This window comes from Chitinophaga qingshengii (genome assembly GCF_014529935.1).
GTDB lineage: Bacteria > Bacteroidota > Bacteroidia > Chitinophagales > Chitinophagaceae > Chitinophaga > Chitinophaga qingshengii.
In genome coordinates this window covers 178,030-196,804 of sequence record NZ_JACVFC010000005.1, presented here as the reverse complement: position 1 = coordinate 196,804, position 18,775 = coordinate 178,030, and the positions used below count along the sequence as shown (strand labels likewise).

The 18,775-nt window shown below is 49.9% G+C and carries 13 protein-coding genes; 7 read left to right on the top strand and 6 right to left on the bottom strand.

What is annotated here, in order from left to right; translation table 11 throughout:
- Positions 1-63 precede the first annotated feature (63 nt).
- Positions 64-1,002, bottom strand: a complete 939-nt coding sequence (locus ICL07_RS27870) for a M23 family metallopeptidase (protein ID WP_188091352.1) — start codon at positions 1,000-1,002, stop codon at positions 64-66.
- Positions 1,003-1,117: 115 nt separating this feature from the next.
- Here ICL07_RS27870 and ICL07_RS27865 point away from each other — a divergent pair, with 115 nt between their 5' ends.
- Entirely contained in the window at positions 1,118-1,699 is a 582-nt protein-coding gene (locus ICL07_RS27865; RefSeq protein ID WP_188091351.1) for a Crp/Fnr family transcriptional regulator, read from the top strand.
- A gap of 45 nt (positions 1,700-1,744) precedes the next feature.
- Here ICL07_RS27865 and ICL07_RS27860 read toward each other — a convergent pair whose 3' ends face one another.
- The gene (locus ICL07_RS27860) at positions 1,745-3,625 is read right to left on the bottom strand and encodes a M1 family metallopeptidase (protein WP_188091350.1); all 1,881 of its coding nucleotides are present in this window, start codon (positions 3,623-3,625) and stop codon (positions 1,745-1,747) included.
- A 121-nt stretch (positions 3,626-3,746) separates the two neighbouring features.
- Between ICL07_RS27860 and ICL07_RS27855 the strand changes: the two genes are divergently transcribed.
- Together ICL07_RS27855 and ICL07_RS27850 are read left to right on the top strand one after the other, a co-directional pair.
- Positions 3,747-3,962: a hypothetical protein gene (locus ICL07_RS27855; protein ID WP_188091349.1), complete on the top strand. Its 216-nt coding sequence runs from the start codon at positions 3,747-3,749 to the stop codon at positions 3,960-3,962.
- 188 nt (positions 3,963-4,150) lie between these two features.
- Positions 4,151-4,816 carry a hypothetical protein gene (locus ICL07_RS27850; protein WP_188091348.1) on the top strand — a complete coding sequence of 222 codons (666 nt, stop codon included), beginning with the start codon at positions 4,151-4,153 and terminating at the stop codon, positions 4,814-4,816.
- Here ICL07_RS27850 and ICL07_RS27845 read toward each other — a convergent pair.
- A complete protein-coding gene (locus tag ICL07_RS27845) occupies positions 4,806-5,630 on the bottom strand; it encodes an alpha/beta hydrolase (RefSeq protein WP_188091347.1) in 825 nt (274 codons plus the stop codon). The genes ICL07_RS27850 and ICL07_RS27845 overlap by 11 nt on opposite strands.
- A gap of 162 nt (positions 5,631-5,792) precedes the next feature.
- On the opposite strand from ICL07_RS27845, the gene ICL07_RS27840 reads away from it, so the two are divergent.
- The 4 genes from ICL07_RS27840 (at position 5,793) to ICL07_RS27825 (ending at position 12,791) form a co-directional block, all read left to right on the top strand.
- Entirely contained in the window at positions 5,793-6,323 is a 531-nt protein-coding gene (locus tag ICL07_RS27840; RefSeq protein WP_188091346.1) for an RNA polymerase sigma-70 factor, read from the top strand.
- 78 nt (positions 6,324-6,401) lie between these two features.
- Complete coding sequence (locus tag ICL07_RS27835) at positions 6,402-7,580, top strand: FecR family protein (RefSeq protein WP_188091345.1); 1,179 nt, start codon at positions 6,402-6,404, stop codon at positions 7,578-7,580.
- Between the two features lie 102 nt (positions 7,581-7,682).
- Positions 7,683-11,261, top strand: a complete 3,579-nt coding sequence (locus tag ICL07_RS27830; RefSeq protein ID WP_223152125.1) for a SusC/RagA family TonB-linked outer membrane protein — start codon at positions 7,683-7,685, stop codon at positions 11,259-11,261.
- A 21-nt stretch (positions 11,262-11,282) separates the two neighbouring features.
- The gene (locus ICL07_RS27825) at positions 11,283-12,791 is read left to right on the top strand and encodes a SusD/RagB family nutrient-binding outer membrane lipoprotein (RefSeq protein WP_188091344.1); all 1,509 of its coding nucleotides are present in this window, start codon (positions 11,283-11,285) and stop codon (positions 12,789-12,791) included.
- Between the two features lie 70 nt (positions 12,792-12,861).
- Here ICL07_RS27825 and ICL07_RS27820 read toward each other — a convergent pair whose 3' ends face one another.
- From ICL07_RS27820 to ICL07_RS27810, 3 genes are read right to left on the bottom strand one after another with little or no spacing between them, the layout of a single operon-like run.
- Positions 12,862-15,273 (bottom strand): WG repeat-containing protein, encoded by a 2,412-nt coding sequence (locus ICL07_RS27820; protein WP_188091343.1) that lies wholly within the window; start codon positions 15,271-15,273, stop codon positions 12,862-12,864.
- A complete protein-coding gene (locus tag ICL07_RS27815; protein ID WP_188091342.1) occupies positions 15,263-17,551 on the bottom strand; it encodes a WG repeat-containing protein in 2,289 nt (762 codons plus the stop codon). Before ICL07_RS27815 ends, ICL07_RS27820 begins: the two co-directional genes overlap by 11 nt.
- 9 nt (positions 17,552-17,560) lie before the next feature.
- On the bottom strand, positions 17,561-18,760 hold the full coding sequence (locus tag ICL07_RS27810; protein ID WP_188091341.1) for a WG repeat-containing protein: 1,200 nt from the start codon (positions 18,758-18,760) through the stop codon (positions 17,561-17,563).
- Positions 18,761-18,775: the final 15 nt, after the last annotated feature.

Below are 18,775 nucleotides of genomic sequence, written 5' to 3'. Positions count from 1 at the left end.
GAATCCTGCACTATCAGCAGTTTTTTTGCGGGCGCCCAAAGGTATTTCAGGAACAATACTCCGTTATACCGGCATGTCCGATGATTGTATACAATAGGCGTTATTGCTTACCAGTTGACTACCGGTAATATAGGCGTCCGTGTTTTGTACACCGTTTATCACAATATCATTGAATACTACCGGTAAACCGAGCGCGATCCAGAACCGCCGGCTGTTTTGCAGGTGAAAATGAATGTGCGGCATGGTGGAATGTCCGCTGTTGCCGCACTTTCCAATAAACTGGCCCTGTTTCACGATATCTCCTTTTTTCACGCTGATACTGCCACATCTAAAATGCGCAATAAAACTGTATTCCTGGTCTGCGTGTTTGATGATGACGAAGTTTCCCCTGAAATCAGGTGACTTCCAGTCCACCGAAAGATCCCCCACACCGCTATAATCCGCGATGTTGTTTTTAACCGATATGATTGTACCATCAGCAGGAGCGATAACGTCCTGGTTAAAACAGTAGTAATCGTCCAGTTGTTTGCCGGTATCTTTACAGGGTTTATGCGCATCATCCATCATAAAAAAGTCGTAGGCATAACGTTGCGTATATATATCCCATGAATGGGAGGTATCCGCAGTAACACCTCCCCTGCCTACCGCCCAGGCGCCTTTAAAGGGCAGCCTATACTGTACCTTGTTCCGGAAAGACGATGGAGACGGTAACCGGTAGCCATAAAACACCAGGATATACAGCTGCCCCAGCAGCTGCTTTAGCAACAATATAATATTTAAGGGATTGAGCAAACTTAAGTACATACTTACATAGTAGTGCGTAAGAACCGGTGAGTTGACCGGCTTCTCCGGTTCTCCCCTTTTGCTCCTGTATTTTATGATTTTTTCCAGGATAACGGCTACCAGGTAGAAAAGAAAGAGACAAAAAAAACGCTTGTTTCCCCAAAAGCCTGTTATACCTATGGCACCGATAATTTTGAGTGCGATAATGACTTTCTTCATTTTTATGTCGTTTGAACGCTACACAATAATCCTATATTTGGATAAATAAAGTCTTAATAAATATTAATATTTAGTTGAACCTTGTTTATTATGGGACTTGCTCAAATTTCCCGGAATGCATGAAACACTCATCAAATACATAAAGCAGTACGTTCCCATTACTGCGTCCGACATTGCTTTAATAGAAGAAGCATTTACCTACAGAAAAATGGAAAAAGGCGAATTACTGTTGAAGAATGAGGAAATCTGCCGTCATCAGAATTTTGTATTAAAGGGGTTTATGAAAACCTATCATGTGAGCCCTACGGGGAACGAACACTGTATTTTGCTGGTGCCGGCAGAGAAATGGGTGGCTGATCTCAATTCCTATCTCAACCAGGCGCCTTCTACCGTCATTATTAAGGCTATTACAAACACCGAAGTATTGCAGCTAAGCAAACCTTCCTTTGATTGTATATTGGATAAATCTCCTTCTCTGGAACGATTTTTCAGAAAGATGTACCAGGACGCACTATGTGCTCATCATAAGAAAATAATTGATACCCTTACGTTGCCCGCCAAAGCGCGATATATCAATTTTATGAAAATCCATCCTGACATTGTACAGTTCGTACCGCTAAAGGATATTGCTTCGTATCTGGGCATGACGCCTGAATATTTAAGTAGCCTTCGCCGGCAAAACATAAAAAAGCGGTAGTGCCTGCAGGCGCCACCGCTTTTTTATATTGGTTAAAGGAGACCGTCAATGTTTGCTGGCCCAACTGTTATTACCCGGTGTGGCATCCATAAAAAGATTGCCCTCCAGGGTAACACCCGCGACCACTTTATTGGCCGGCAATGTCAACTGCAGCTGACGCTGATTTTTCTTCCATACCGCCGGTGTCTGATGCACAGTGGCTTTTGAGCCATCCACATAGGTAATCACCACATCAAACGGAATGGCAAAACCGCCTTCGTTCGCAATAGAAAGTGCCACCGTCTTACCTTTCTGCGTTACGCCAGACAGCTTCAGATCGATGTAGTGATTGCTGAAGTACCAGTTCTGCCAGAACCAGTTCAAATCCTGCCCGGCAGCGGTGCTGAAGCTGTTAAAATAATCCCACGGAATCGGGTGTTTGCCATGCCATTTGTCCATATAGGCGTGCAGGCATTTACGGAATAGCTTATCTCCCAGGAGATCTTTCAGCGCCAGGTAAGACAGGGAAGCCTTACCATAGGAGTTAACGGAGTAACCATCACCACTTACCTGGTTGGACATGGTAATGATAGGCTGGTCTTCTTCCGTGGACGGGTTGCCGATATAATGCGCCACCCGGAATTGGCGATAAAAATCATCGGCCTTTTCCTTTCCTTTTTCCACGATTCCTGCCAGGTATTCAAAGGTGGTAGCCCATCCTTCATCCATAAAAGCGTAGCGGCTTTCATTGATACCCATGTAGAAAGGGAAATAGGTATGGGCCATTTCGTGGTCCTGCAGTAGCTGGGCAAAGTCAAGCTCCTGGCCTACAGAGCCGTCGTTGACCATCATCGGGTATTCCATATCGGCATAACCCTGGAAGGCGGTCATCACCGGATAAGGATACGCAACACCCGGCCACTGGTGCGAAAAGAGCGACAGCGCTGTTTGCCCGAAACGAACCGAATGACGGAAATCGTAGGCGGTATCATTGTAGGCCGCCTGCATACTGGCACGGCGACGGGTAGTGCTGTCCACCACTGCGCTGCCTGCATCCCATACGTAGTGGTTGCTGAGGCCCAGCGCCACATCGGGGATATGATCGTAGCTGAATTTCCAGGTATTCCATTCCTGTTGTTGGGTTACCTTTCCCGCCAGCATCTCAGCTTTGGTAGCGATATGCATACAGGAATCGCTGCTGTAGGACTTTTTCAGGCGGGCAGCGTATTCCGGCTGTAGTACCTCGCCGGCATTGAGCAGGTTACCCGTACCCCATACCACAAAGTTTTTGGGGACCTTCACCGCCACCCTGTAGTCGTTAAAATCGTTGTAGAATTCCACGCGGCCGGTATGTTCCAGCATGTTCCACCCGTTGTAGTCATCGTATACGGCTACACGCGGGTAGTAGTAAGCCATAAAATAGGTAGTACTGTCGATGATGCCTTCCCTTCCGCTCTCCACAGACAGTTCATAGTGCCAGCTGATCTGCATTTGCAGGCTGTCTTTTGAAGCCAGCGGTGATGGCAGCTTAACAGCACCTACCGTACCTCTGTCGTTGTTATAAGGTACTGTTTGCCCGTTGATAATAAGGGTGTCGATGACTACGCCACTGGCCAGATAATCTTTGCTGACATAGCCGGAGCGGGGTGATTGCGGTTTGTGATCATTGCAGATCAGATCGAGCACCAGGTTTTTGAGCACATTCGGACTGTTGTTGATATAGGTAATATTTTCCCGGCCATATACTACAGGAGAGGGCGGATTAACGGTGACATGGATATCATACCGTCCTTTGTTCTGCCAATAGCGAGGACCCGGGTCCCCGGTACGGGAGCGGGTCCCGTTTTCAAAAGCATTCCGGATATTACGGGGTTCATACAGCTGCTGTGCCTGCACAGTCACCGCAGCTGTTACCAGTAATAGCAGCAGGTTAATACATTTTTTCATAAGCCGTTATTGTTGCGGGTTTAAAAATAGGAAAAGTTGTTCCAAAAAAAGCACCGTTGATCAGTTCGCTCGCAGCAGATACAGGCACCATGTTTGTGACCTGTTGGGTAAAACGTCTACCATGAGCACCTTTCACATCGATTACCACGGACAGTTGATTGCCGTCTCGCAGGAGTCGGCGGACAGTTTCCTGGTAGCCTTGCCCAATAAGACCGTACAACTGGTACGGAAACAGGACAGCGATGGCGCTGATTACTGGTTTGAGAAAGATACAGACAATGAAACGCCTGAAACAGCCGAACTGGGCGCCGCCATTGAAGTCGTTTTAGGCGGTTGACAGCATCTCCCTAATTTCCAGTATTTTTTTATCTAGTGTCCCGTAATTGATGTTCAACTGCGGGACTTTCTTTATCTTTGCCCATCACTCGACAAAGACCGGCTGATTAACCCAAATTTTAAGTGGATTTATAGACAGGAAACCTTACTTTATTACTATTCACCTTATTTGAAAAACGTCTATCACCCATGATGGCACATTATGATGTCACCAAACTGGAACATCTTGAAAGGAAAACCGACTGGAAAAAAAATTATGCTCATTTTGCGTCCGGTAACAAATTGTTACTATTGCCGACCCTGCTGATTGCAGCGGGAGGTCTTACGCTTTTTTTCCTGAACAAAGCCCGTTTATTGCAAAGTGGCTACGGATTGGGAGCAGTGCTGGTGACGATCGCCGGCGTCCTGCTTTTTATCATCATCTCCGGCAGGGGAAAAAAACAGGTACTGGAAAACATCTCCCGAAAACCTGTCTGCCTCGCAAAAATCATCAAAGTACATGAACAGCAGCAGCTGTATTACAGCATCTTCAGCACCAGCGATACCCGCTGGGATATTGCGCTGCTGCAACTCGTCTCCGACCGGGTAGTGAATATTCCTTCGGATACCAGCAACCCCGACGACCGGACAGTGGTGCGCCTGCTGCGCGCTTCACAGATTGGATCAAACATGCAGCCCTGCGCACTTCCAGCCTCGTTTACCGGCGGGCATCAGGTGTACCTGAAGCCTTTCGATTTCAGTGCGCTGGATAAGGTAGCCTGTAATTACATACAACACCGTAATGGTATTTTTCCGGTGCTGTATGTAGACAACAGTAATGTGCCCGTAGTGTTAAGGGATTATATTAAGGCTTGACAACGGGTACCATTTTATGGAACAGGCTATCAAGACCGGCATAGAGGCTGCGATGTAATATCGTCAGATGGTTTTCCGCGGGGAAAGGCACGTAGTACAGCGTCACAGGCTGCGGTTTCGCCGCTTCCAGTAATGCTGCCAAACGGGCGGCATCCTTTTTCATCACGTCACCTTCCTCTCCAACAGACAAGTATACATTCACCGGTTTCCGCAGATTTTTACGCAGTAACGCCGGTGCGGCTGTCAGCAATGACTCATTGTCCCACCATAAGCTGGGGCTGATGATCACGTATTGTTCAAAGAGTTCAGGCCGGTGCAACAGCACTTCCGTGCCTATCAGGCCGCCGAGCGACTGCCCTACCAGGGTGCGGTGAGGCTTTACCCGGTAATGCTGCTGTATGTAAGGCTGCAGGTCTTTCTCCAGGAAATCAATGAATTTCGCGGAGCCTCCGGTGGTAGGATACGCTTTTTTATCTTCCGCAATCGACGTGGGAAAAGTAAAGTCACGCTTACGGTCCACATTAGCGATGCCCACTATAATCGTCGGCGGCATAAAACGGATCATGGTGAGAAACTGCACCAGTCCGGTGACATGCACAAAATCTTCATTCGCCGATCCGTCCAGCAGGTAAATAACCGGGTAAGTAGCGGTATCTTTCTGATACCCTTCCGGCAGGTAAATATTGAGGGTCCTGGTTTCGTTCAGTTGCCGGGATACCACCTGGTCCGTTACACCCAGTACAAACGGGGTTTGCTGCGCCTTTGCTGTCAGAACACTTCCCCAGAGCAGGCAACAGGCTATTATTTTCTTCATAAAGCAGGGCATTTTAATATGCGGCGGCAATATAATGGCTATCCGGCTATCTTTTTTTTGATTTTTTGTGTAAGTTACCAAACCGTTATATATTCCTGTGCCGACGCCGGTACTACCCGAAATTCGCACTATATTAGTAACCAGGTCAGAAAGGGAGCGAATATGTCTATGCAATCAGATACACTGGAACCAGCCAGTCTTTTTAAAGCCTATTATCCGCGGCTATGTTATTTTGCCTTCCAGTTTACGGGAGACAAAGACCAGGCACGCGACATTGCGCAGGAAGCCTTTGTGAGCTACCTGGGACAACGTGCCCAGGTGACGCCGCATCCGGTGGCCATCAAAAACTTCCTGTATACGACCGTGCGCAATGCCTGCCTGAACCTGTTGCGCCATGAAAAAGTAGTGGAGAAATTTGCCGCCTCCCAGGCTACGCCCCCGCCAGACGATACCACGGTGGTGCTCACCATGATCCGGTCTGAAGTAATGGGAGAAATTAATCGTGTATTACAGACGCTTCCTGAAGCCTGCCAGGAGATTATCCGCCTGGGTTATATAGATGGTTTAAAAAACCAGGAGATCGCCCATCAGCTCAACATCAGTATCAACACTGTTAAAACCCAGAAAAAAAGAGGGCTTCACCTGCTACGGCAACGGCTGAACCCAGAAATCTACGGTCTCTTTCTCCTTTGATTCCCCTGCTCAAAAAAAATTCTCTTTTTCTTTCACCCCATTTGCCGCCTTGCGTTTCTTTATTACGGAACCGACAACATGGACGCACACCACGACACATTTGACCATGCCGCACTGATGCTGCGGTGCCTGCGCGGAGAAGCTACCGCCGCAGAGCAACAGCGGCTGCAGCAATGGCTGGCAGCAGATGCCCGTCATCAGGCACTGTACGACTCCTTGCAGGAGCCTGCGCAGCTGGCCGCTGGTATTGCTTTCCAGGAAGATATTGATGTGGATGCCGATTGGGCAGCCGTCCTTGCCCGCACCACCGCTACTCCCACTACCCGTAAACCGGCGTGGGTGCGCTTCGCAGCCTGGACAGCCGCAGCAGCTGCCGTCGTCGCCGGCGTGGTATTGCTGTATCCCCGGTCCGCCACTACACCGGATACCCGTATTGTAGCAGACCAGTCACACACTTTTAAAAACGATGTACTGCCCGGCAGCAACCAGGCAGTGTTACAGCTGGGCAATGGCAAAACCGTCGCCCTCGGCGGCCAGGCAGATAAAACCATTACCGAAGCCGATGGTACCACCATCCGGCGGGATGATGGCGGCCTCGTTTATCACGACAGCGGCGATAACAACGCCAGTTTATATAATACGCTGACCACCAACAGGGCCGGTCAATACCAGCTCACCCTGGAAGACGGCACCAAGGTATGGCTTAATGCCGCGTCCTCCCTTACTTTCCCGGTACATTTCAATGGTAAGGAGCGGACCGTCACCCTCACCGGTGAAGGTTATTTTGAAGTAGCGGCCAACAGTAAGCAGCCGTTTAAGGTAACGGTCAATGGTGTAGAAGTACAGGTACTGGGTACCCGGTTCAACATCGGGGCCTATGACTATGCGGTAAAAACAACCCTGGTAAGCGGCGCGGTAAAAGTTCAGCTACCCGGCAAACGCGCCTTGCAACTGGTTCCCGGGCAGCAGGCCAATGTACAGTCAGAAAAGGTGTCCATCACCTATGCCGATACCGAAAAAGCAATTGCCTGGAAAGAGGGTATTTTCTATTTTAAAGACGACGATTTCCGCGACATTATGGAACAAGTAGCCCGCTGGTATGACCTGGAGCTGGAATTCCAGGGACCGTTGCCGGCCAGGAAAATCAGCGGAAACATCAGCCGGCAGGCAAGATTGTCACAAGTACTGGAGATGCTGAACTATGTAAGCGGCGCCCATTTTGATATCAGGGGCAGGAAAGTCAGTGTGAGCCTATAACGTAAACGAGTACACGCGAATTAACAAATACCTGTAATGAAGAACAACCAGGAATGCCAAAATTAACGGGACATAACCGCTATTAATCTAAAATTCAAACAGATGATGAAAAGATTTATTTCCGCTTGCCGGCGGGGTATGCTATTCCCTTTGCCTGTAAAAATCAGCGCGGCCGCCAAACTCACCGCCATGCTGCTGTTGATGGCTGCATTGAGCGTATCTGCCACCGGCTACGCGCAAAAGATCACCCTATCCATGCAACAGGCGCCGCTGGAGCAGGTGTTTGCCGCTATCCGGCAACAGACCGGCTACTATTTTCTGTACAACAACGACCTGCTGAAAAAAGCCGGTAAAGTAACCGTACAGGTAAAAGATGCCGACATCACCGTAGTGATGGACCAGTGCCTGGCAGGGCAACCGCTGGCCTACAAAATCATTGACCGCACTATTTCACTGAAAGAAGCACCGGTAAAGCAGCCAGCCACGCACCTCGCAGCAGATACCGTCATCACCGGTAAAGTAACCGATGAAAAAGATGTGCCGCTGCCCGGTGTAACCGTCACCGTAGAAGGCTCCTCCAAAGGCGCCGTGACTGACGGCAACGGTAAATACAGCATACAACTGCCTTCCGGCGCGAAAGCACTGCTGTTTTCCTTCATCGGCTACAGCAAACAACGCCAGGAACTCAACGGCAATACCACGCTCAATGTAAAAATGAGCGAAGGTTCCAAAGGATTGTCAGAAGTGGTGGTAACCGCGTTAGGTATCAAACGGGAAAGTAAATCGCTGGGGTATACCGTAGCCGAACTGAAAGGCGCCGACCTCTCCGAAGGCAAGGAAGTCAACGTCGCTAACGCCCTCTCCGGAAAAGTAGCCGGTGTACAGGTTACCCGCCCCGCTTCCGGCGCCGGTGGCTCTTCCAAAATCGTGATCCGTGGTAATAACTCCCTGCAGGGTAACAGCCAACCACTGTATGTAGTAGACGGTGTGCCACTGGACAACCAGAACATCGGCGCAGCCGGCAGTACTGGTGGGGTGGATTATGGTGATGGTATTTCCAACATCAACCAGGATGATATTGAAAGTATCTCTATCCTGAAAGGTCCCAACGCCGCCGCGTTGTACGGTCAACGAGGCAGCAACGGCGTGGTACTTATCACCACTAAATCCGGCAGCTCCCGTAAAGGCATCGGCGTGAAATTCAGCAGCGATTACTCCCTGGGTAACGCACTGGTAACACCGGATTTCCAGGATGAATACGGGCAAGGCCTCGATGGCGATTTCACCCACTTCCGCGCAAAGGATGGTAAAGTTTACACCATGGCACAAGCCAAAGCACAGAGCCTGCAAGGCATGCCTAAAATGAGCGCCGGCCGCGACCGTATCGCACGCAGCAGCTGGGGCCCTAAAATGGAAGGCCAGCAATATGAAGATCAGTGGGGCAATATCCTGAACCTTACCCCACAACCCAATACCTACCAGCATTTCTTCAACCAGGAAAAACAATTCGTCAACAATATCAGCGCCGAAGGCGGCAATGATAAAGTGACCTACCGCTTTTCCTATTCCAATACCCACGTTAACGGCTATGTGCCCAACAATACACTGGACCGTAACACCTTTACCCTGCGCGCTTTAGCCTCCATCACGCCTAAACTGCAGCTGGACGCCAAAGTGAACTACATCAACCAGAAAGGTAAAAACAGGCCTACCCTGTCCGACGCTTCCGACAACCCGGCCTACCTGTTCATCAGCCAGCCCCGCAGCATGCCGATGTATATCCTCGCTGATTACGAATGGACCGCCAGCGACGTCGCCAAACAATTCGGCTACAGCGGCGTAACGCCCGGCCTGGAAAAAACCTACGCCACCAACAGTTCCACTGCCAACCCATACTGGACCATCAACAAAACCTACAACGCCGATCAGCGTGATCGTATACTGGGTATGCTCCGCCTCTCCTACGACTTCACCAAATGGCTGAAGCTCACTGCACGCGGCGGCACCGATTTCTACACCGAACAACGCCTGCGCTACCGCGCTAAAGGCACGTACCAAAGCCAGAACAGAAACGGCGATATCGAAGAAAGAGTATTGCGGGTCAGGGAAGACAACTACGATGTGTTGCTCAATGCCAACCTGCCGCTCAACAAAGACTTTACACTGGGCCTGAATGCCGGTAGCAGCCACCAGAAAAAATTCTACCGCATGACCGGCAACACGGGTAAAGAATTTATTGTGCCCGATCTGCATGTGATCAACAATACCCTTACCAATTCCTACCTGTTCGATTTACAACAGTCTGAAATCAACTCTGTATATGGTTTCGGTCAACTGTCATTCCGTGATTGGTGGTTCCTGGATTTCTCTGCCCGTAACGACTGGTCTTCTACCCTGTCGCCGCAGAACAATTCCTTCTTCTATCCATCCGTGAGTACCAGCGTGATCATGACAGACGCGCTCAACATCAAAAGCAATATACTCACCTATTGGAAACTGCGTGGCTCCCTCGCGCAGGCAGGCAGCTCCGGCAACCCTTATCAGTTGACCGGTACCTATAGCCTCGATCAGTTCACCCACGGCGGGCAGCCACTCGGTTACTTCACCTCCGTGATCCCTGACCCGAACCTGAGAAACGAGCTCACCACCTCCCTGGAATTCGGTACCGATCTGCGTTTGCTGAATAATCGTTTAGGCATCAGCTTTACTTACTATAACGCCGCTACGAAAAATCAGATCCTCGACGTACCGCTACCACCGTCCAGCAAGTTTGAAGCACGCCGTATCAATGCCGGCGAAATCCGTAACCGGGGTATAGAAGTGTCCATCAGCGGTACCCCGCTGAAACTGGCCAACGGCTTCACCTGGGAAAGCGCCTTTAACTTCTCCCGCAACCGCAATGAAGTGGTATCCCTCGCCGCCGGCGTAGAAACATTTGTGCTGGGCAGCGACCGTGGCATCAACGTGATCGCCGCTCCCGGCAAACCTTTCGGCACCATGATCGGTACCGGTTTCGCCTGGCTGAAAGATGAACATGGCAATCGCCTCATTGATCCCGCTACCGGCTTACCACTGCGTACACAAGGCCGCCAGCTGACCGAACTGGGTAACGCACTGCCCGACTGGACCGGCGGTTTTTCCAATACCTTCCGTTACAAAGGATTTACACTGGGCGCCCTGGTAGACATCCGTCAGGGTGGCATGGTATATTCCCAAAGCAACCGCGAAGAACTGATCTACGGCACTACCAAAAGAACGCTGGCCGGTCGTGATGGCAGCTATGTTGCCAGTGGCATGATTGCCGCCAAAGATAACAACGGCAACTGGGTAAGCACCGGTAAAGCCAATACCATGACCGTAAAGGCACAGGACTACTGGAACGTAGTAGCCAACGATAAAGAAAACGTAGTATCCGAAGAAATGATGAACGACGCCAGCTATATCGCCATGCGGGAAATCAGTCTCAGCTACCAGCTGCCGGCGAAATTGTTCAGCGGCAAAATCATCAAACGCGCAGGCGTCGGTATTTATGGCCGTAACCTGTTCTATTTCCAGCGTAAAACAGATGGATTCTCTCCCGAAGCTTCCGGTTTCAACGTCAACAACTCCTCTCTGGGCCTGGAATCTACCGCGCTGCCCATGATGCGGAACTTTGGCATTAACCTGAGCCTGGATTTATAATGCATTAAAAAAGAAGAAGAGATGAAAAAACATACCCGTTCCATATATGCCGCCCTGTTGCTGGGAAGCCTTTCCTTCAGCAGCTGCACCAAAAATTTCACGGACCTGAATACGCCGCCTACCTCCGTGACCAATATCGATGCGGCTATCCTGCTGTCCAAAGCACAAAAAGATGCCGCCTTCGCCGAAGGCACCGAAACCGCCAATATACAGGTGGGATCATGGGTACAATACTGGGCCGGCGGCCTCGTGGCGCCTACTTCCCGCTACATCCAGCAGCCGGACAATAACATGTGGGCAGCCCACTACACCCTGCTGCGCAACCTCGGCCAGATCCGTAACCAGGCGCTGAAAGGCAAAGAAGATGATCCTACCGGCCGTACCAAACTGGCCATCGCCCGTATCATGGAGATATATGTATGGCAACGGCTCACCGACCTGTTTGGAGACGTGCCGTTTTCCCGGACCACCGAAGATGCCGGCAACGTGAATAACAAACCGGCGTATGACAGCCAGGAATCCATCTACAAACAGCTGATCACCGATCTGGATGCCGCCATCGCCAAACTGAACGGCAGCGACGTTTCCTATGGCAACGCCGACTTCTATTACAAAGGCAACGTCGACAACTGGAAAAAATTCGGCAATTCCCTGAAACTGCGGCTGGGCATGCGCATTAAATACGCCTCCCCGCAACTGGCAGAAAAAACCGTGCGGGAAGCTATGAGCGGACCACTGTTTGCAGATAATAAGGATAACGCTGCCGTCCCTACGTTCAACGACGCACAAACCACCAACGCACATCCTATCCTGGCGCAGTTCATCAGCGGCAGTCCTGACCTGCGTTACCTGGCCAGCGCTTTTGTCGGTACACTCACCAATAAAAAAGATCCGCGGCTGACTTTCATTGCGGCACCGACTGTCAATTCAAAAAACACCGGCACCCCTGTTTACCGTGGTATCGGCGTAGCGCTCACCGATGCGCTGCTGGCGGGCATCATCAAGGATGACTACTCCACCGCCTCCACTACCACCTATTTTAACAAAACACTGGCATCGCCTATCCCCTGCTACGTATTCACTTATGCAGACGTATGTTTCTTTAAAGCGGAAGCCGCATTGATGGGCTGGGGCGCTGTTCCCGCGGATGCAGAGAAATTTTACCAGGATGGCATCAAAGCAGCGATGGCCATGCAGCCTTATAACATCACCACCATCCCGCAGGCATACATCGATGCGGAGTTCTCCCTGGCAGGCCTCACCAGCGAACAACAGCTGGAAAAAATCATGACCCAGAAATGGATACAGCTGTTTGGCCGCGACTATGAAGCGTTTGCAGAATGGCGCCGTACCGGTTACCCGGTGCTGACACCGGGTCCCAACCAGGGCTCTACCAATGGCACTATTCCGCGCAGAGCAGTTTATTCTTCCCTGGAAGCATTGCTGAATACGGATAACTACCAACAGGCCGTAAAAGGCTTGTCCAAAGGAGATGCGTATCTTTCTAAAGTATGGTGGGATAAAAAATAATCATCTTACAAAAACAAAAAACCGCTGTGCAAAATCTGCACAGCGGTTTTTTGTTTTATTATTTTATCTCCTACCAGGTTGCCTCATTGTTGAAACTAGTCACATCCGTTATCCGCAACGGCAACGTTTTTCCATCTGCCAACAGGTATACATACCCTTCCCCTTTGCGGCACAACAAAGGATACGTCAGCGTAATCCCTTCACTGTAAGGACTTGCCAACCGGTCCAGCATAACCGCCGTAAATTTTTCAGCGGTAATGGCTTTTCCGCTGGCATCCAGCACGGTCACTGTTTGTTCCGTTTTGGTGACAAAGCCGGAGTTCTTATTCCCGATAAATACTTCATTATAGAGCGGTGGTATTACTACTTTTCCGGATCTGTCAGCCAAACCTTTTTTATAGGAAAGTGAATGAGTACGGGAGAGTCCATCTGACAGTTTAAAAAGCGACAGGTATTCACTATCGTCATAATCGTACGGATAGCCGTCTGCGTTATAATCATAATCCAGTGGCACCAGTAATTTCCCGGTAGTATCGGCATAGCCGTATTTCCAGTTCTCCCCGCTTTTACGGATCAGCAGTATCACCCCTTGTTTCAGCATGGAAGCACCATCGTAAATAAACGGCAACACTTCCTCACCACGACTATTAATGGCACCCATTTTACCATTCTGCTGTACCGGGGCTACCCCAAAGGCAAATTCCGGAATGGAAGGCGACAAGGTTGTATCCCCCTCGTAACGTTTTACCATGGGATACGGCTTTGATACTACCTTTCCTTTCGCCACGTTCCACAGAAAAGAGTTTTTGCCATCCGATACAATCAGCAGATCCGGTACATGCGCCGGCGCTACGCTGCTATAGGGCAGGGGCGTCATTTTCCCGGTTGACAGTGAATAGACGGCGTTTCCGTTGTCTTTCATCACCAGGTACTGATCCTTGTTCATGGGTAACAGGGACGTATATACGGGTGGGATCAGTTCCTTGCCAGTCAAACTATAAAGCCCGAAAACATCCTCCCCGGCAGCGGTAACGGCGGTAACGCTCAGCAGCGTGCTGTCCGGCGCCAGCGGGTCTATGTATTTAAATTTCGCAGGGATAATTTCCTGTTGGGCACGGGTATTAAAAAGCCCTGTACCGGTGGCCGTATTAAATGTCAGCAGTGTATCCGACAGCAGCTGATACCCGCGGTATTTGGGAGGGAGCAACAACGTACCGTCCGGTTTATACAGGCCTGACTGGCCCTGATAACTCACCTGTACCAGTCCTTTGTCTTTACCGTAAGTCACCATGCCCACTTCATGAAAAGCCGGCGTAACCACCTTACCATTCGACAGATTCACAAAACCATACAACGCCTGTCGTTTCAGGGCAAACAGGGGTATATTACCGGATGATGACATCAGTTCAATGCCATTGTAATTTTGTTGCAGCAGTGGTTTGCCGGTGCTGTCGTATATATTGTACATACCATCATGTGCTGCAATGATATAGTCATCTGAGCAAATCACGTCTTCATCCAGCGACGGTGCCACCACTACTTTGCCGGAAGCAGTAACAATGCCGGTTTTACCGCCTTTGGTTACCGTGAGATAAGGGCCGCTGGCATAGCTGCCGTAGGGATCTTCAATATTATCATAGATGAAATCCAGCACCTGTTCCCCTTTGACATTAATGAGGCCGAAACGGCCGTTCTTCTTCGCTTTCAGCACACCCTCGCCAATGACTTCCATTTGGCTGTAAGTGGGTGCTGCATACACTTTTTTCAGGGGAATGTTCACCACCACTTCTTTTCCCTGTTGCGTAAAACTGCATACCCATTCATCGCTGCGCATCATGGAATGTTTGTGTTCAAATGCAAAAGGTATCAGCACCTCGCCTGAACTGCTGACGATGCCCCATTTACCGCCTTTTTTGGCGTAGACATAATCGCTTTTAAGACCACAACCACCACAGTAGTCGAACTCATCGTAGATGGCGGGTATCACCAGTTTACCTTGTGTGGCATCGTAAATACCCCATTTACCTTGTTGTTTTACATCAAAACGATGATCGTCGAGGATACCCACTTTTTCAAACTGCAGCGGCAGCAGTAGTTTGCCCCAGGTATCCGCGTAGGTCATCTTCCCCTGCTTATACAGGTTGAGGTAGATGTTGTTCTGCAACTCCAGTTTATCGTATTCCGGTTTCAGTACCCATTTCCCCCGGTCATCCACAAGACCGTACTTTCCGTTGTTACGTACGATCATCATGCTATGGGTATTGCTGGAAAAGATATGCTCGTTCGAGATGCTGTCTACGGGGGGAAAGGAGGATTCAATTTTGTCGAATACTTTTTCGCCGGCCGTATTGATGTACCAGCTTTTCTCTTTGGTAGCTATACGTGCAAAACCATTTGTAAACACGGAGCCTTGCTGCGCCAGCAATGTATGACCAGCCAATAGCAAACCCAACAAACCTGTCATTGTTTTTTTACTCATCATAACCTTTTCTCTTTTTAGAGCGATAGGGTAATTCCTTTCCCTGTTCATCCAGGTAAAAATACCATTCACCCTGTTTTACCAGCAGCGGGAACAGGGAGTTGGAATCCCAGTCCTGGTTTTGTTCCATGTCGTCGTATACCGGTGCAATGATGGCCTTGCCATCTATCGCCAGCCATCCTTTTTTACCATCCTTCGCCACTTCAAACAGCTGAAGAGTCTTGTAGTAACGGATTTCATCGTATGCTGCCGGTATTAACTCCTTCCCTTCCGCATTCAACACCCCTTGTTTACCCTGGCGGGTAACAACATAAAAAGTAGTATCATACAGCTGGGTAATGTTTTCATATTCCAATGGCAGGAATACGGTTCCATCTTTACGTAACAATCCTCTTTTATCACCTTGTTTGGCCAGCAGCAGATCATCGCCCAGGGGTGACATATCGTCTAACACCAACGGATATACTACTTTTTTATCCCGGTTGATGATACCGAATTGTCGCTCCTCTTTAGCGGCGAGAGCCAGTCCATTCCAGAAATCGCCTACGTATTTGTATTCGTCAAATACCACCAGGGCGCCGGTGGTATCCACAAACTGGTTTTCCCGGCCATCCCCTCGCACCTTTAATAACCCGCTGTTAAACTGCAACGGTCTTGTTTTACTGAGTTCCGGCACCAGCAGACGGTTGTAGGAAGAAGCGGAAAAATTCCAGTTTTTATTCTGATACAATACTTTTCCCTGTTTGTTGATGAGCAAGGTCGTAGCCGGTTCCATCTTATAATTCCGTTCCACGATCAGGTTGGCGCTCACGGCATCGAAACTGCCGTATTGTTCCAGGGCACGGATGATTTTACCTGTTTTATCTGCCAGGCAGGTGCTGTCGTTTTGTTTCAGGCAGAGCATATAAGGGTTCTGCCACCTGATATCGGTGTATTTTGCCGGGATCACTAATTGCCCGGTAGTCATATTAAACAACCCGATCCTGCCACCCTTCATCACACCGATGAAATGATCCTTTTCATCGCCGGCAGCATCATCGTCATAGCCCTGCATCGCGTACTGGATGGCCACGCCGTCGAATTGTACCGGCACCCGCAGCTTACCGGAGAAATCGGCCAGGCCACATTGACGGCCTTTCATGGGTATCACAAATACCTTATCCCGATCAGGTAAGACGCCAATCTCTGTATAGTCAAAAGGCATGATTTGTTTACCGGATTCGCTAAACAAAGCGGCAGTATTTCCCTTTTTCACCACACAATAGTAAGGCGGCGTGTAACGGACGGGGTTAGGCAGTGCGCCATATATGCTATGCCCCGCCGCATCATATAACTTAATTTCCGTATTCACCACCGGGATCACTTCTTTGCCGGAGCTATCCAGGATACCGGTGAGATTCCCTTTCCATACCTGGAAGAGTGGTCCCAAACATGCTGCTTTGGTGTATTGCAATGGTACTTTCAGTTTACCGTCTGCCGCCTGTAACAGGCCGGTCTTTCCCTGAACGGTGACTGCCACCAGGTCTTCCGAGGGACCTTGTTTTATATCATCGTAAATAGCGGGCGACAGTACTTTTCCCTGTTTGCTCATCAGGCCGCACTTGCCGTTGGCGGTGTAATACGAGAATAGTTCTCCATCGAAATTCCATCCTATAAAGCGTTCGTACTGTGGCGGAACTAACACGGTGCCATCTTCCAGGGCTATGCCTGCTTTACCTTTGGACCTGATTTCAAGTGCTTTTTCCCGCACATAGCTGGCGGATACTTCTTCGTACACAGGTTCCTGTATTACTTTACCGGTTTTCATATCGCACCAGCCGTATAAACCATTTTTCTTTATGGCGAAGACACGAGGCGAGATAATATCAATAGCGCTGTATTCCGGCTGACATAATACATTACCCAGACTGTCTACTGCCCCGAATTTACCTTGCAGTTTTACCAATACCAGGCAGTAGTTGTCTTCAGGGTGTTCTTTGTTTTGGTCTGCCAGGATACGGACTGCATCATATTTAAATGGCGCAATCACGGCACCTTTATTATTAACCGCGCCATAGGCGCCGTTTTTCACGGCTGCCGTGATCCGGAAGTCTCCGATGGCCTCAATTTTGTCTATCAGCAGCTTACCGCTGCGATGCAGTAATTGTTGCTGTCCGTTGACCAGCACCCTGGCATAATCGCCTTCAAAGCGGTCAAGGTAGCCGGCCGTAACCGGCGTTTGGGCGAAGGCCGCTGCTGTCAGTAACAGCAGGCTTGGGGTGACCAATAAGCTACGCTTCATATCGATATATTATTTAACGGGGTTCCGCAGTACCTTCAGGATGCCATCCGCTGTCCGTACTGCAGCATGGGTGCTAAAATCAGATATTTCATTATATACCGGGTCGATCACCAATTTTCCGGTGGTATCTACAAAACCCCATTTGTTGGCTATCTCCACAGCCAGCAGACCATTGAAAAAGGCCAGGTGTGAATTATACATACAGTGGCCGTTGGGAAGACATAAGGGAACCTTTCCGACGGGCTGGCCGGCGGTATTAAAGATTTCGAGGTAGCCGTCGCGGTTACCTTCTTCCTTGCCGTTTATCTGGGCGAAAAACACGCCGCTGGACACGGGGTAAGGCCGGTCAGCAAACCGGGGCTTCATCACCACCTGCCCTTTTTTATCCATCAGCCCCCATTGATCATCCTGGCGGAACTGCGCCACCCCGTCGGTAAAATCGTCGAGGCCTTCCACGTCTGCGGCAAACAGGAGTTTACCTGTAGTATCGATCACATTAAAAATGTATTCCGGTCTGCCGGCAGGGAGCTTGTTGTACATTTGGGCCAGTTCGTCATTGCCGGCGATAGCATCCCGGATTTTCTCCTTACCAGCTACCACCGCCACGCCATCGGAGAATTCATTGGCCCAGGGATAGACGGGCGGGATGATCCAATGCCCCGAGGTGTCCGTATAGCCATATAGGTTACCCTTCCGCACCAGCAGGCGGCCGTTATGAAAATCGAGCGGCTTGGCTTTTATGCTGCTGTGAACACCGCTGCCGTTAATGCTATTGATGGTATCTATCCGTACAAACGCGCTGCCCAGGGCTGTTTTCCCCTGACGGTCGATATATTGCCAGGAACCTTTATGTTTGACCGCCGCACGGCCGTCCGAGAAGTTGTGGGCATCTTCATACTGACAAGGGATCGTCAGCCGGCCCTGACGGTTCACATATCCATAGCGGATATTTCCGGCTACGGGCTTACCGACCAGGGCCAGTCCCTCGCTGAAAACACCAACCTCCCGGAACTGTGGCGGGATCACCATTTTACCGGTGGTATCGATATAACCGTAGTCGCCGTTGACAGTCGACGCCCAGGCCAGCCCCTCTTTAAAGAGGCCGATCATACGAATATTTTTTTCAGGAACAAAGGCCACCTCTCCTTGTTGGGCGGTAGCTGCTGCAGTCATCAGGCAACATACAAACAGGACAATTGTGTTTTTCATCCGATCATGGTCTGG